The sequence below is a fragment of the Synechococcus sp. MIT S9503 genome, assembly GCF_047304175.1.
Lineage (GTDB): Bacteria > Cyanobacteriota > Cyanobacteriia > PCC-6307 > Cyanobiaceae > Synechococcus_C.
Genome location: NZ_CP138955.1, coordinates 746541 through 760493, shown reverse-complemented (window position 1 = coordinate 760493; position 13953 = coordinate 746541). Strand labels below are relative to the sequence as shown.

Sequence of the window (13953 nt, the reverse complement as noted above, 5' to 3'; positions counted from 1 at the left end):
GATCAATGTCTTCCATTTCTAGGCTGCGGAAATGGACACAGCTGCACTGTCTTCACTCACTGGCTTGCTGGACGGCGTCGACCAGCTTGGTGAGCTGCTGCCGCTGCTACCTGTTCTCGTGGCCCTCGAGCTGCTGCTGTCAGCGGACAATGCGATTGCTCTGGCAGCCATCGCCCGCGAACAACGCGACCCCGGTCTTGAACGCAGAGCTCTGAATCTCGGCATCGTGATGGCCTTTGGCCTGCGGGTCGGGCTGATCCTGATGGCGCAATACGTTCTTGCGTTCCCTCCGATCCAGCTGGTCGCGGGCAGTTATCTGCTCTGGCTCTGTTTCAGACACTGGAGTTCCGGGGCTGATCCCAGTGGCGAAGGATCCTCAGGGAGCTCATCTCAGCCAGTTCGATTCAGTCGAACGGTACTGACACTGGCGATCACCGACCTCGCCTTCTCGATCGACAGTGTTGCTGCCGCTGTTGCCATCAGTGATCAGTTGCTACTTGTGTTGACGGGTGCCTTGATTGGGGTGGTTGCCTTGCGCTTCACATCAGGACTGTTCATTCGATGGCTTCAGATCTATCCAAGGCTTGAAACCGCAGGCTTTCTTGCGGTTGGCTTCGTGGGTCTCAAGTTGCTGGTGCTGATGGCTCTCCCGACCTTGCATCCATCGGAACTCTTCACTCTCGGGGCTGTGATGGGCTTGTTGATCTGGGGCTTTTCCCTGCGTGAGTCGACTGCAGCAGAGGAGTCCTGAGGCCGTGCTCGTGGAAATCCGGCAGTCCGGCAGTGAGCAGCTGCTGGATCGTGTTGAACTTGATGCGCCTCCATCACCAGGCCGATGGTTTGTTCATGACGACAGCAGCTTCCTTGTGATGCAGAGCCGTCATCGCTACCGCCTGCATTCAGGCCACTATCAGCTGAGTTCCGTCGTGCTGATGGTGAAGCCACAGAAACGTCCCGTCGATGCACGGTGGTTTGAGCATGGGTGGGTGATCGGAGACCCCGCGTGCCGTTTCAATGCCCGCAGTCCACTGCTGCGTTGCGCTGTGATTCCTGAAGGCCCATGCGAGCGTTGCAGTCACTGGTCGTCATGACATCAATGAAACGGGAGCGTTGCTGGGTCTGGTTTCGTGGTGGTCTGAATCAGAAACCCCACTGGGAAGGGGGGTTTTATGCCACAACGGATGATCAGGAGGGAGTTCTGATTCAACACGGCAGCTATCGCGACACCAGGGTTCCCGCATGGCGCGTGACCCAGCAGGAGCCTTCCGACCCGCACGCAGCACCTGAGATTCCTGATGACGCTGTCTGGAAGATCATCTGAGTCACCAGCTCGAGTTACGACACTGCTGAACAGGTCTTCAGAGGCTGCCTTCTAGGGTGAAAGATTGGCCACCATCACGATCGGCGAGTCCGCTGTCATGATCAACGCTCAGGTTGGATTCGATGACCTGGGACTGGGAGAGCCGCTGCTCAAGGCGCTCAGGGACAAGGGCTATGTCCACCCCTCGCCGATTCAGGAACAGGCCATTCCTGCAGTGATCCGTGGACGTGATCTGATGGCAGCGGCCCAGACGGGTACTGGGAAAACAGCCGGATTCACACTGCCCATGCTTGAGCGGCTGCGCCATGGTCGACGCCCGGCACGTGGACAGGTGCGTGCGTTGGTCCTGACACCGACCCGTGAGCTCGCTGCTCAGGTTCACGAGAACGTTCGTGCCTACGGGCGGCATCTGCCTCTGCGAAGTGAAGTCGTGTTCGGTGGAGTCAAGATCAATCCGCAGATTGAACGTCTACAGAAAGGTGTCGACCTGCTGGTGGCAACACCGGGACGACTGCTCGATCTGCATCAGCAGGGTGTGCTGCGTTTTGATCAGCTGGAGTGCCTTGTGCTGGATGAGGCGGATCGCATGCTCGACATGGGATTCATTCATGACATCCGCAGATTGATCCGACTGCTGCCGGAACAGCGGCAGAACCTGTTGTTCTCCGCAACCTTCAGCCCACCGATACGAAAGCTGGCGACTGGTCTCCTGCATCAGCCGTTGCAGATCCAGGTCACGCCGGAAAATCAGACGGCTCGTTCCGTGGAGCAGGTGGTCCACCCCTGCGACATGAAAAGGAAATCGGAACTGCTCAGCCATCTGATCAGAGATGGTGACTGGCGTCAGGTTCTGGTGTTTTCAAGAACAAAGCATGGAGCCAACCGGGTTGCTGAGAAGCTCAGCAGGGAAGGACTCGAAGCGGCCGCGATTCACGGCAACAAGAGTCAGGGTGCCCGCACCCGTGCACTTCAGGGGTTCAAACAGGGCAGTGTGCGGGTGCTTGTGGCAACCGACATCGCGGCTCGGGGTATTGACATTCAGCAGCTGCCGCACGTGATCAATCTGGATCTTCCCAACGTTGCCGAGGATTATGTGCACCGCATCGGGCGCACCGGGCGTGCCGGTGAAACCGGCCATGCCATTTCCCTCGTTGCCGCAGAGGAATCGCTTCTGCTCAAGGCGATTGAACGACTCACCGGAGAAGTTCTTCGCAAGGAGGATGTGAAGGGATTTGAGCCAACGATTCTCACGGCGCCACCCATTGATCTTGGTGGAGGAAGGCGGCGCAGCAATCAGAGGCCACGGCGCAGACAGGGGGGCAGTTCGGGCCGTCAGCGAAGACACTGAACCAGTGTTGAGGGCTAGCCCCCTGTCATCCGAGTGTGTCGCCATCATGCGCCTGCAATTGCTGAACCAGGGCACGACCACTGCAACGACTCTTGCCCTCCAGCTGGGCTTCCCGAATCAGCACAGGGCAGCCTGAACTGCTCACAATCAGCCCCTCATCACATGCTCCGAGAACGGTTCCGCCGGATTGCTCACCGGTCGGCCAACGTCCAACGAGTTGCTGGGCAGAAGGGCTGAGCTGCTTCTGAAGTCTCGCGATCAGCGGTTCCGTGACAAGGATTTTCAACCGTTTACCTTTCCAGTGAGTCACAGCACCAGGGAAAAGAGCCATCACCTTGCGATGAATGGCCAGTGCGGAACCGGTCCAGTCGAGTTGGTAATCACTCTTGTTGATCATCCTTGCGTAGGTGACATCCTGCCTCTGAGGACGCAATCCCAGCCTGCGATGTCGCTCATATTCAGGCCCTGGACCCGCTGACTCGATCAGAGGAAGCGCTTCCACCATCAGTTCCGCTGTGAGCTGGCTCAGTCGTTCACCGAGCTGATGGGCGTTCTCAAGCAGTCCGATCGCCAGTGCTCTTTCGATGAGCACGGGGCCGGTGTCAAGCCCCTCCTCCATGGCCATCACCCCGACACCTGTCTGGACATCACCTTCAAGGATGGACCATTGAATCGGACCAGCTCCCCGCCATCTGGGCAGCAGCGAGCCATGACCGTTCCAACAGCCCAGTGGAGGCTGAAACAACACCTCCGGAGGCAGAATCTGTCCGAAAGCCACCACAACAGACAGGTCAGCTCCGAGATCGGCCAGTTGCTGTTGACAGGAAAGATCCCGACGGATTTTTTCAGGGGTGTAAACGGGAAGATCAAGTTCCAGCGCTCTCGTTTTCACCGCTGAAGGGATCAGTTGTTTGCCTCGACCCCGGCGCCGATCCGGCTGTGTCACAACAGCAACGATCCGATGCCCCGCATCGTTCAGAGCATCCAGGGTTGGGACCGCATAACCGGGCGTACCCCAGAACAGAATCTTCAAAGCCAATGCTTCAGCAAGGGAGCTTCAGGCTTCACCGGTGATGGCAAGTCCATCGACCCACACGTAGGGACAGACGCCTTCATGCGTGACAACCGATTCAGGTTCAAGGTGAACGATTGAACGCATCAGATCACGGATATCACCAGCAACTGTTGCTGCTTCAACTGAAATGCGTTCACCGTCTTTCACCAGCCAGCCGTCAAACGGCAGTGAGAACGCTCCCTGGCTGGCCTTCACACCGGCATGAAGAGCACTGAGACTCTCAATCAGAACGAAAGTCTGCGTTGTTGAGGAGTGGTCAAGATGCTCAGCTGCGGTGCTCATTCCCGGGGTACGACTGACTTCGAACCAGTCAGGACCAACCGACACTTTTGCTCCCATGCCGGCATGTCCGGTGGGATCCACTCCGAAATGGCGAGCTGTCGCCTCGGAATGCAGGAAACTCTGCAGACGTCCCTCTTGAATCAGTGGGAGCGCCCTGGTGGGTGTGCCTTCACCATCAAACGGCATGGCTCCAACATGGGCCGGATGCAGACCGTTGTCGGTGAGGTTGAAAAAGGGAACAGCCAGTTGATCGCCGATTGAATCAGCCTTGCTGAGGCTCAAACCATCGAGAACGGCACGTGCGTTGAGCATGCTGCTGAATGATCCGATCAGATCAAGGAAGGCTTCAGGGGTGAAGCACACCAGATAACGATCGGTGTCGATCGGTTGATAGTTGAGATGGCTGATGGTGCGCTCTGCTGCTTCATCGATGCATCCGGTCAGATCGAGATCGCGACTGCCCAGCGCAACACGAACGGCGCCACCACTGCGCGGTTTTCGTCCGCTCTCCTCAGCGCGCGCCATCAAAAAAATGCTGGCCTGGGTCCGTTGTGCCTGACGCAGTGCTCCTTCGCTGTTGAGATATACGCGTTCGCTGCTGCCCTCATTCAGGGCGTTGTAAGGGAGTGTGCCGATGGACGGATGACGTCCCAGCAATTGTCTTTCAGCATCAAGAAGCTGTTCCAGAAGCGTCTGGATCCCCTGGGGCTCCTGCAGCGGGCGGTGTAGATCAGGCTGCGGTGCTGTGGCGAGCGGAGAAAAGCCTGGAACGTCGTCAGGATTTCCGAAAGCGCTGGCCTGATGTGCACCCATCAACGCTTTTTCAAGACCTGAATCGGAAAGATCGGAGGTGCTTGTGATACCGACAAGACCCCGCTGATTCCAGACACGAACCGTGATCGAACTGCGCTGAGAAGCCTTCAGCTGCTTCGCTTCGCCGCGGTCAACCTGAACCGAGGCACTGCTGCTCCGACTCGCGCCAAGATCCCATTTTGAAACGCCTTCACGCTGCGCCAGCGAGTGCAGCTGAGACTGAATGGAGGAGATGTTGAGAGGTTGATTGGCCATGATCAACGACCTCCAACGGTGATGGAGTCGACCTTCACGTGAGGCTGACCCACGGTCACGAACACACTTCCGCTGACTGAACCGCAATATCCGGCGGCAAGTTCAAGATCATCAGCACACATGGAAATCCTCGGCATGACCTCTTTCGCATCACCGATCAGGGTCGCTCCCTTGACCGGTTTGCCGAGCTGACCGTTTTTGATCAGATAGCCCTCTTCAACGGAAAAATTGAACTGGCCGGTTGCTCCGACGCTTCCAGCACCCATTGACTTGCAATAGAGACCCAGATCAACGGAGCTGATCAGGTCATCAATGCTGTGGGGGCCCGCCGCGATGTAGGTGTTGCGCATGCGGCTCGCCGCAGCGAATCCATGGTTCTGTCGTCGTCCGCTTCCTGTGCGGGCGTGACCGGTTCTCATCTCACCAGCCCGGTCACTCAGGAAACACTGCAGGATGCCGTTCTCAATCAACACGGTTTTCTGCGGCTCCATCCCTTCGTCATCCATGGAAATGGAGCCGAAGGCGCCACCACTCAGACCTTCATCGATTGCGGTCACGGCGGGATGGGCGATGCTTTCGCCGACGCTGTCCGCGAAAGGTGTGGAGCCACGCTCCACCTGAGTGGTTTCCAGAAGATGACCGCAGGCTTCATGGAAGATCACACCACCGAAACGGTTGGCCAGCACCACCGGCATCTGGCCCCCATCGACATAATCGGCACGAAGCATTTTGGCTGCGCTGTCACAGACCTCCTGGGCAGAAGCATCCACATCCCAGCTGCAGAGATCATCCGGTCGATCGGTGCTTCCATAGCGACGGGCAATGCTGGATCGATGCTCGCCGTCTGCTGCCAGCACGCTCAGACCACTGGACTGATGGAGCCTGATATCCCGCGCAAATGTTCCGTCACTGGCCGCCACAAGAACCTCCTGCCAGTCACGCGCGAAGCTGCCCCTGCGCACATCGAGATGCTGACCTCGCTTTTGAAGACACTGGGTTCCTTCCAGCAGTCGCTGTGTGATCGTCACCAGATCAGGTGTGCTGTCAAGCCAACCGTTCTTTGAGGTGCCGTAATCGCGGAACGTGCCCAGGCCATCAAACGAACAGTCAGCGGTCGATGATCTCTGACTGAGTTGAAGCATGGCAAGAGCTTGTTGGAGAGCCTCTTCAAGACCCTGGTCACTGAGGTCATTGGTGCTGACGAAACCATCCCTGCCAGAACGGAAGACACGGATTCCTGCACCCATCCCGAACGATGGGCTCACACTGGTGATCTTGTCCTGTTCTGCGAGGACACCCAGATGGTCGGTGCGCTCCAGAAACACTTCAACCAGATCCGCCCCGGCCCTGACGCCGAGATTGAGAAGAGTGTCGAGTCGCTGACGCCATGGGTGGTGGTCCGGGTTCAAATCAATGAGCCCGGCCTGAGGTTTTGTGAGTATTGAATGCATCAGCGAACGCTGGGCTGGTAGTTTTCGCTTCTGACAGGCGACATCAGGAAAAGAGAAGCCATCTGGGCCCCATTGGCAAACCAGTGAGGAAGCTTTCGTACGAACTTGAGAGCCTTAGGAGCTTCACTCTGATCGACAGATTGCAATGACTGGTTGTTGCGGACAATTTTTTCCAGACGTTCGTAGAAGCGAGGACTTCTGACGTTAAGGACAACCGGGAAAACCCGCGCAGCAGTTTCATTGGTTTTGTCAATGACCATCCGATCATATTCACGAGCGTCGAGGCCTAGGGCCTCATAAAACTCCTTGCGATCCACATCCCGGACGTACATGGTGGCAAAAACTGCAAGCAGGAAGAATCGGCACCAAAGTCGAGCACGTAGGCCGCGAACAGTGTCCGGCTGTGATTTCATCAGTGCATCAAAGAAATCACCATGGCGATTTTCATCCTGGCACCAGTTTTCGAAGAAATTGAAAATAGGAAAAATCCTACCTTCAGGATTCTTCTCTAAATGTCTATAGATTGCTATATATCGCCAGTAACCAATTTTTTCAGAGAGGTAAGTGGCATAAAAAATAAATTTGGGTTTGAAGAACGTGTATTTCTTATTGGCGGTTAGAAATCCAAGATCGAGCTGAAGTCCGAAATCACTCATGGACTTATTGAGAAAGCCTGCATGCCTGGCCTCATCTCTCGCCATATGTGCAAAGCATTCAGCAAGGAGAGGATTGCGTGCCTTGATTCGTCGACTCAGTTCTTTGTAGAGCAGAAATCCTGAAAATTCGGATGTGCAGCTCTGCTCAAGAAACTCGATAAAGACACGCCTTGTCTCTGGATCGAGCTTGTCAGCAGCACCCTCAAATTCTCCATTGCGAACGAAATGGTGGCGGTTGTAGTCCTTGCGGAACTCCTCACAGATCGCTTCTAGTTCTGCCTCATTGGGGCGGAGATCCATCTCCGCCATGGCATCGAAGTCCGTTGTGTAGAAGCGCGGAGTAAGGATTGTGTCCTTGACCGGGTCCTTCACGGTGACACCGGATCCGCCGGCATTCGCGTCGGTGACAGCGGTAGGAGGCACCATCGGTTTTTGTTGTGTTCATACCATCGTAGGCCGAGCCGAGTCACAGCCGGGGTTGGCTGTTACCCATTGGTTCAGTTGCCTCCAAACCATTTCTGACCATTCAGGCGCTGAAGCAAGCGTGATTCCAGCAGTGCCTGATTGATGCGCTTCTCATCGATCAGAAACGATTCGAGCAGGCTTGGATCGGAACCGGATTCAGCCAGAGCAATCGTCTTGCCCGAGGTGATCGCATCGGATGCGAAGCAAAGCCAGAAACGTCGTCCTGCCGGTAACTCTCCCTGGACCATCCAGCATTGGCCTCCCACAACTGGTCTTTCTCCTTCAACCAGGGCGAGACTGATTGGCGCACTCTCGCGCTCAGTCAGAGACTTGGTGAGCGCCGGCAGCAGATCCTCCTGAATGAAGTCCGCGAAAGGCTTGTCTTCGGGTTTCTGCTTGGCAGCAGGCTTGGCTGGCTTTGCCGGCTTGTCGGCACTCTCAGCTTTGGCAGGTTTTGCTGGCTTGTCAGTTGAATCAGCCTTGGCAACCTTCGCGGCACTGTCGGCAGCTGGTTGAGCACCGGGCGCCTTGTCAGCTTTGACAGCCTTGGCCTTGTCCCCTGGAACAGGCTTCTCAGCGTTGTCGGTTTTGGCCGCTGCTTCTGTCTTGGCAGGTACTTCAGACTTGGCGGGTGCATCGGAAGCTGCCGCTGGAGCTGGCTTCTCAGCGTTGTCGGGTTTGGCCGCTGCTTCTGTCTTGGCAGGTACTTCAGACTTGGCGGGTGCATCGGAAGCTGCCGTTGGAGCTGGCTTCTCAGCGTTGTCGGTTTTGGCCGCTGCTTCTGTCTTGGCAGGTACTTCAGCTTTGGCGGATGCATCGGAAGCTGCCGCTGGAGCTGGCTTCTCAGCGTTGTCGGGTGTGGCCGCTGCTTCTGTCTTGGCAGGTACTTCAGACTTGGCGGATGCATCGGAAGCTGCCGCTGGAGCTGGCTTCTCAGCGTTGTCGGGCTTGGCTATTGCCTCCGTTTTGGCAGTTGTTTCAGCCTTGGCGGGTGCATCGGGAGCTGCCGCTGGAGCTGGCTTCTCAGCGTTGTCGGGTTTGGCCGCTGCTTCTGTCTTGGCAGGTACTTCAGACTTGGCGGGTGCATCGGAAGCTGCCGTTGGAGCTGGCTTCTCAGCGTTGTCGGTTTTGGCCGCTGCTTCTGTCTTGGCAGGTACTTCAGCTTTGGCGGATGCATCGGAAGCTGCCGCTGGAGCTGGCTTCTCAGCGTTGTCGGGTGTGGCCGCTGCTTCTGTCTTGGCAGGTACTTCAGACTTGGCGGATGCATCGGAAGCTGCCGCTGGAGCTGGCTTCTCAGCGTTGTCGGGCTTGGCTATTGCCTCCGTTTTGGCAGTTGTTTCAGCCTTGGCGGGTGCATCGGGAGCTGCCGCTGGAGCTGGCTTCTCAGCGTTGTCGGCTTTGGCCTCTGCCTCCGTCTTGGCAGGCACTTCCTCCTGAGCCGAAACCTCAGCGTTTGCAGGTGTATCTGGCTCGACAGTCTTGTCCGGCTTGGCAGGGTTGTCAGAGGTTTCGCTCACCGGACGTCAATCGCTCGCGGGACTGTAGACAGCCCAGGGCACCCCTCACCAGCATCACCAATCAGAGGAGATCGGCTGATTCCAGTCATCAATGCCTGGCGATGAACCCTTAGCAGGTTGAGAGGCCACTTTCCCATTCAGATCAGGCTGAGCAGGATTGCCCTGAGGCCCCCGACCTGTGCGGATCACCCTGAAAGGCACGGAAACAGTGGGTGCGGGATCACGAACATCCCGTTCAGGCCATGGCATGGTCGCTGCGGTGGATGCGACATGTTGCTGCTCCTGCTCAAAGGTTTCTTCCTTCCAGGAAAAAGGACGCCGAACCTCACGCTGAAGCGTATGCTGAGCAGCTGATGAACCTGCTGCAAGAACACCTCCGGAACCCAGCACGGCACCGGTTGCTGAGGCCACCACCATCCAAACTCCAATGGGAAGTGTGGGCAATTCCCAAGTAAGAATGCGCAGACTTCCAGCCTTACCGAGGTTGAGTCCACCGACGAGCAGCGTCAGTAACAGAGGTGAAAGACAGGGAATCAGCAGCAGACGTTGTAAGGATGTCATCTCCGAGGCCCCTCCCAGCGTTTTTGATCAGTAAGGGATTCTCCGAGCGAATCAAAGAGACGCATCACCAGAAAGTCGAGAATGTCGTCGATGCTCTCGGGCTGTGTGTACCAGGCTGGAATTGGAGGAGCAATGCGAGCACCTGCTTCAGCGAGCGTTGTGAGATTGCGTAGATGTAGAAGGTTCCAGGGCATCTCACGTGGAGCAATCACAAGAGGGCGATTCTCCTTCAGATGAACATCAGCACAGCGTTCAAGCAGATCTCCGGCAAGCCCTGCCGCCAGGCGACCGACGGTGCCCATGGAGCAGGGGACGACAACCATTCCTTTGGTGGGGAAACTTCCACTGGCCACCACAGCGGATTGATCATCCCAGCGATGACAGACGAGTTGTCCTTCGCTGACTCCGAGACGTTCACGCCAGAAACGTTCCTGGAGTTTTGGGTCGACTGGCACCGAAATCGAGCGCTCGGCACGCCAGACGCCATGCGCCCCACGACTCAGAATCAGGTGCACGCTGAAATCGCGGCGCAGCATCCACTGCAGTGTGCGTTCAGCCAGCTGTTGCGCCGAGGCACCGCTGACACCGATCACATAGGGAGTCATTCGACGCTCACAGCGACAGGCAAAGAATCGTCCGAGACAGGAGTACTTGAGGGAACCACTTCGAGATCGATCTGATTTCTCAGCACATCGACCTTGAGAACTTTCACCTCAACGCTGTCGCCAAGTTGATAAACACGTCTGCTTCTTCGACCCACCAAACGATTCTGTCTGGATCGATATTCATACCAGTCGTCATTCAGTGAACTGACGTGAACGAGACCTTCAACCATCGAAGGGGCGATTTCAACGAAGAAGCCATAGCTCTGAACTCCGCTGATCGTGCCGGTCCTCTGCTGATCGAGCATCGGCACGGCACTGCGGGCTTTGGTCATCGCCAGCACATCTTTCTTCAGCTCTTCAGCCTGACGGCGACGTGTATTCAAACGCTGCAGGGTGCGTTCACGGATCATGTCGTTGATTTTCTGATCCTGGGAAGCTGTCAGGAGCGGCCAGCTCACAGAAGCGGCAACTCCCTTTTCTCCCAGCTTCACTTTGGTTTTGTGTCGAACGGTTGGACGATCCTTCCCCTCATTGAGAAGCAGGCAGAGAATCTGCTGGTTGATGACATCAGCCTGGTGAAGCGTTGGACAGCACCAGGGTGCAACCGGATTGAGTCCTGCCCTACCTAAGACGATGGAATCGGAATTCTTCTGACCATCAGCTTCGGCCTGATCCGATTGAGAAGGATTGGCTGGATCTTCAGACGTTTCAAGCTTGTCGTCCCGATCTTTGAGGTTGTCTGAAATCCTGTAGAAGCTATCTGGCAATGCCTGCTTCAGTTGAAGATTGAGAACATGACTTGAATCGCTGTTTGACACTGCCAGTGCCAGTTCGGAAGGCGACGGAGCTCCATCTTCATCGAGTTCGAGTGCAACCTCAAGAGCAACAGCTGATTTAGCAACGTCATTCAAAGTCGACTCATCGGCAGCTGGTGCATCGAGAAGAATGACGGGTAAGCCAAGTTCTCGACTGTGTTCTTCCCAGACGCGATGGGCATGACGGAGCAAAACAGAGAGAATCGAATTCGGGCAGCTGATGTTCAGGGGCAGCGACCAGTTCTGACCATCACCATCAGGCGAAACTTGGTTGAGATCCCCGAGATCCTCGACCTGAGCGCGCGTCAGATTGAGTTCGATGCGACCTTGCGATTGTTCGGCGTCATGAAGACTCTTTGCGCAAAAAATGAGAGTTTCAATCTGGCCGATCTGATCCTTGATCGGTTTCAAGCCGGCAGGAACAGCTCTTGACTTCGGTTTACGTGATTCCAGCGCCTGCAAAGCGTCGGAATTGACTTCCGCAACGGGACGAATCCGACTGAGACAGAACTCCCAGTCACGCCAATCACCCTCCGGCCCGATATCCAATCGAAGGGATACCGCATCCTGATCTTCTCCAACTGCAAAGGCGCTTGCCTTGGCAAGAGCAGAACTCAGCAACGGAAGCCAGTCCCCCCCAAGACAGAGGCTTTCCGACTGGTTGAGCAGCCATTGATCAAAGCTGTTCCCGGGACTCAATCGCTCGGCGACGGCCGGAGCGTGGATCCACAGACAGGTGCCGCCATCGTGAGGAATGACGTGGACGGCTGGCAAAGCTGGGGCATCGTCAGCATTCCACCCCTTAATGATGAGTGCGGGTTGTGCAGTCAGGTCCTCACGTTTTTTGGCCGATGGTGATTTGAAACTGGCACGGGGAGGAGACTGGCGTTGGTGAAGATTGGCCTTGGTGAGCAACAGTTCACGATCAGCCTTGGAACCACCGTCAAGCGGCAGGGAACGCGCAACATGACCCTGTGCTGGAAACTGAGCGACGGGGTAGCGATCAAGCACCACTTCTGCAACGGCTATGCCGAGCGGTTGATCCGCATGGCCGGCATCGTCTGATGGCAGTTCGATCGATGCCAGCAGTCGATCGTCGAGCGGAATGGCGATGACGCGTTCTTCCTGTAGCTCCACCGAAGCGAGCAGGCTTGTGGTGGAGCGCTCAAGAATGCATTGAACGCCTCCTTCGGGTGAACGGCGGCGGCCACCTTCACGGGTCAACCTGACGAGAACTCGATCGCCGTTCCAGGCATGGTTCAGCTGATGATCGCGGATGTAGATGTCATCGCCACCGTCATCGCGAATTGCAAAACAGAATCCCTTGCTGCTGCAGCGAAGACGTGCCTCCACCAGATCGTCAGCCGTACCTCTGCAGATGGCTCCATCGTCATCAAGGTCAAGAATTCCAAGACGCTTCAGACCTCGAAGGGCGAGCTCGAGTGACTGCTTTTCGGATCGATTGGTCAGTCGCAGAATCTTCTCGAGCTTGGCGGTCTCGAGGTTGCCCTCAGCAGGTACCTGATCAAGCAGGTCAGCGACCGTGAATTTCATCGGAACGATGTGCGGGAACCGGCCTTCAGGACCGGGAGGAAACATCTCGGGTGCGCGTACAGCGGAGGACCGCGCCAACCCTTGATTCATCAATCTTACGAGCTTCTGGCTCCCAAAGAGATTCAGTCATCGACCGGTGCTGCTGCCTCGCTGCCGCTGAGAAGCGGCCAGAGCAGTTTTAGGCCGATTGCCAGGAATCCAAGCGAGGCCATCAGCTGCAACCAGTCGGAGGGAACAACTGTCGACAGTGAACCGCCCGCGATGGCACCGATCAGGCTCGCCAGCACAAGCGCTGAGGATGAGCCGATGAACACCGCCAGTGGTCGCTTTGACGTGCCGCTGATGGCAACGGTCGCTAATTGCGTCTTGTCACCCAGCTCCGCCAGAAAAACCGTGGCAAACGTGGAGAGAAGCAGGGTCAGATTCATGGAGAGGGAAATGTGCAGCGGCGGATCCACCGGGGAGTTGATCAAATGGGGGTGGTCGTGATCAGCGACTGCAGTGCCTGAGAGCCAAGCCAAACACCAAGACCCATCATCAGCAGACCGGCCATTTGTTCGAGCCGCTCAGGTTGCATCACGGTCGAGAGCCACCGTCCGACAAGCACCCCGACCAGGCTTGAACAGATCAACGCCAGTGCGGCACCTCCGAACACAAACCAGGGCTGACCCGATTGCGCTGACAGCAGAAGGGTTGCGAGCTGGGTTTTATCTCCCAGTTCTGCCAGAAAAACAGTGGTGAAGGTTGTGAGAAGGACAGTCGCGAAACCAGGCCGTTGTGTGGTGCCGGAATCTGTCATCACAGGGTGTCCGTGGTGCGGATGAGACGTTCGAACTTACGTAGTTCCCTGCTGCGACCGCCATGAACCGAACGGATCTGTTGCCGGCAGCACGCAATTGCAAACGGATCGGCGTGTTCAGGTTCGATATCAAACAGGTTGCAGAGACTGCTGACGCGGCAGAAGTCCGGCCGTGCGTCATAGATACGACATCGTCTTGAACCACTGTCGAAGTGAATGCACCAGCCATCAGCGCCGACCATTGAGAGATATTCACTTCGTTGAATCGGATCAAGAGCTTCCACCGCTTCTGGACGTTCATCGGGTGCCAGTCGGCAGCAGGCACCGCACTGATCCATGCAGGACCAACGCTCACCCCTGCGTGTCATTGATCAGCCTCGCAGATGGCTTCAACGGCTTGCCGCTGTGACAGGCCGTCACAAAGGTCCCGATCCAG

At 56.6% G+C, this 13953-nt stretch carries 14 protein-coding genes and 1 pseudogene; 4 read left to right on the top strand and 11 right to left on the bottom strand.

Going from position 1 to position 13953, the window contains the following annotated elements:
* Window positions 1-31: 31 nt before the first annotated feature.
* From SIB56_RS04145 to SIB56_RS04130, 4 genes are all read left to right on the top strand, one after another.
* Window positions 32-751 (top strand): TerC family protein, encoded by a 720-nt coding sequence (locus SIB56_RS04145; protein WP_413325695.1) that lies wholly within the window; start codon window positions 32-34, stop codon window positions 749-751.
* A gap of 4 nt (window positions 752-755) precedes the next feature.
* Entirely contained in the window at window positions 756-1091 is a 336-nt protein-coding gene (locus SIB56_RS04140) for a DUF6464 family protein (RefSeq protein ID WP_413327108.1), read from the top strand.
* Complete coding sequence (locus tag SIB56_RS04135) at window positions 1088-1321, top strand: hypothetical protein (RefSeq protein ID WP_413325693.1); 234 nt, start codon at window positions 1088-1090, stop codon at window positions 1319-1321. The genes SIB56_RS04140 and SIB56_RS04135 overlap by 4 nt, the downstream gene beginning before the upstream one ends.
* Before the next feature lie 97 nt (window positions 1322-1418).
* Window positions 1419-2669, top strand: coding sequence for a DEAD/DEAH box helicase (locus tag SIB56_RS04130; RefSeq protein WP_413327105.1), 1251 nt, complete (start codon window positions 1419-1421; stop codon window positions 2667-2669).
* Between the two features lie 25 nt (window positions 2670-2694).
* Here the strand turns inward: SIB56_RS04130 and fmt are convergent, their stop codons facing one another.
* The 11 genes and pseudogenes from fmt to SIB56_RS04075 form a co-directional block, all read right to left on the bottom strand.
* Window positions 2695-3702 carry a methionyl-tRNA formyltransferase gene (fmt, locus tag SIB56_RS04125; RefSeq protein ID WP_413327102.1) on the bottom strand — a complete coding sequence of 336 codons (1008 nt, stop codon included), beginning with the start codon at window positions 3700-3702 and terminating at the stop codon, window positions 2695-2697.
* A gap of 24 nt (window positions 3703-3726) precedes the next feature.
* The gene (locus tag SIB56_RS04120) at window positions 3727-5094 is read right to left on the bottom strand and encodes a TldD/PmbA family protein (protein WP_413325691.1); all 1368 of its coding nucleotides are present in this window, start codon (window positions 5092-5094) and stop codon (window positions 3727-3729) included.
* Window positions 5095-5096: 2 nt separating this feature from the next.
* Window positions 5097-6545 (bottom strand): TldD/PmbA family protein, encoded by a 1449-nt coding sequence (locus SIB56_RS04115; protein WP_413325688.1) that lies wholly within the window; start codon window positions 6543-6545, stop codon window positions 5097-5099.
* Window positions 6545-7627 (bottom strand): magnesium-protoporphyrin IX monomethyl ester (oxidative) cyclase, encoded by a 1083-nt coding sequence (gene acsF / locus SIB56_RS04110; protein WP_413325686.1) that lies wholly within the window; start codon window positions 7625-7627, stop codon window positions 6545-6547. The genes SIB56_RS04115 and acsF overlap by 1 nt, the downstream gene beginning before the upstream one ends.
* Window positions 7628-7698: 71 nt before the next feature.
* A pseudogene (locus SIB56_RS04105) lies at window positions 7699-8118 on the bottom strand (DUF2996 domain-containing protein); the annotation flags it as partial.
* Between the two features lie 1119 nt (window positions 8119-9237).
* Entirely contained in the window at window positions 9238-9744 is a 507-nt protein-coding gene (locus SIB56_RS04100) for a hypothetical protein (RefSeq protein ID WP_413325684.1), read from the bottom strand.
* The gene (locus SIB56_RS04095; protein ID WP_413325682.1) at window positions 9741-10349 is read right to left on the bottom strand and encodes a flavin prenyltransferase UbiX; all 609 of its coding nucleotides are present in this window, start codon (window positions 10347-10349) and stop codon (window positions 9741-9743) included. The genes SIB56_RS04100 and SIB56_RS04095 overlap by 4 nt, the downstream gene beginning before the upstream one ends.
* Window positions 10346-12718 carry an RNB domain-containing ribonuclease gene (locus tag SIB56_RS04090; protein ID WP_413325680.1) on the bottom strand — a complete coding sequence of 791 codons (2373 nt, stop codon included), beginning with the start codon at window positions 12716-12718 and terminating at the stop codon, window positions 10346-10348. Before SIB56_RS04090 ends, SIB56_RS04095 begins: the two co-directional genes overlap by 4 nt.
* A gap of 122 nt (window positions 12719-12840) precedes the next feature.
* Window positions 12841-13146, bottom strand: a complete 306-nt coding sequence (locus SIB56_RS04085) for a TMEM165/GDT1 family protein (RefSeq protein WP_413325679.1) — start codon at window positions 13144-13146, stop codon at window positions 12841-12843.
* Between the two features lie 41 nt (window positions 13147-13187).
* Complete coding sequence (locus SIB56_RS04080; protein ID WP_413325677.1) at window positions 13188-13517, bottom strand: TMEM165/GDT1 family protein; 330 nt, start codon at window positions 13515-13517, stop codon at window positions 13188-13190.
* Window positions 13517-13885 carry a YkgJ family cysteine cluster protein gene (locus SIB56_RS04075; RefSeq protein WP_413325676.1) on the bottom strand — a complete coding sequence of 123 codons (369 nt, stop codon included), beginning with the start codon at window positions 13883-13885 and terminating at the stop codon, window positions 13517-13519. Before SIB56_RS04075 ends, SIB56_RS04080 begins: the two co-directional genes overlap by 1 nt.
* Between the last annotated feature and the right edge of the window lie 68 nt (window positions 13886-13953).

Coding starts and splice junctions, on each gene's coding strand:
- SIB56_RS04145 (WP_413325695.1), top strand. CDS start 32: ATGGACACAGCTGCACTGTCTTCACTCACTGGCTTGCTGGACGGCGTC.
- SIB56_RS04135 (WP_413325693.1), top strand. CDS start 1,088: ATGACATCAATGAAACGGGAGCGTTGCTGGGTCTGGTTTCGTGGTGGT.
- SIB56_RS04130 (WP_413327105.1), top strand. CDS start 1,419: ATGATCAACGCTCAGGTTGGATTCGATGACCTGGGACTGGGAGAGCCG.
- SIB56_RS04120 (WP_413325691.1), bottom strand. CDS start 5,094: ATGGCCAATCAACCTCTCAACATCTCCTCCATTCAGTCTCAGCTGCAC.
- SIB56_RS04115 (WP_413325688.1), bottom strand. CDS start 6,545: ATGCATTCAATACTCACAAAACCTCAGGCCGGGCTCATTGATTTGAAC.
- acsF (WP_413325686.1), bottom strand. CDS start 7,627: ATGGTGCCTCCTACCGCTGTCACCGACGCGAATGCCGGCGGATCCGGT.
- SIB56_RS04100 (WP_413325684.1), bottom strand. CDS start 9,744: ATGACATCCTTACAACGTCTGCTGCTGATTCCCTGTCTTTCACCTCTG.
- SIB56_RS04095 (WP_413325682.1), bottom strand. CDS start 10,349: ATGACTCCCTATGTGATCGGTGTCAGCGGTGCCTCGGCGCAACAGCTG.
- SIB56_RS04090 (WP_413325680.1), bottom strand. CDS start 12,718: ATGAAATTCACGGTCGCTGACCTGCTTGATCAGGTACCTGCTGAGGGC.
- SIB56_RS04085 (WP_413325679.1), bottom strand. CDS start 13,146: ATGAATCTGACCCTGCTTCTCTCCACGTTTGCCACGGTTTTTCTGGCG.
- SIB56_RS04080 (WP_413325677.1), bottom strand. CDS start 13,517: ATGACAGATTCCGGCACCACACAACGGCCTGGTTTCGCGACTGTCCTT.
- SIB56_RS04075 (WP_413325676.1), bottom strand. CDS start 13,885: ATGACACGCAGGGGTGAGCGTTGGTCCTGCATGGATCAGTGCGGTGCC.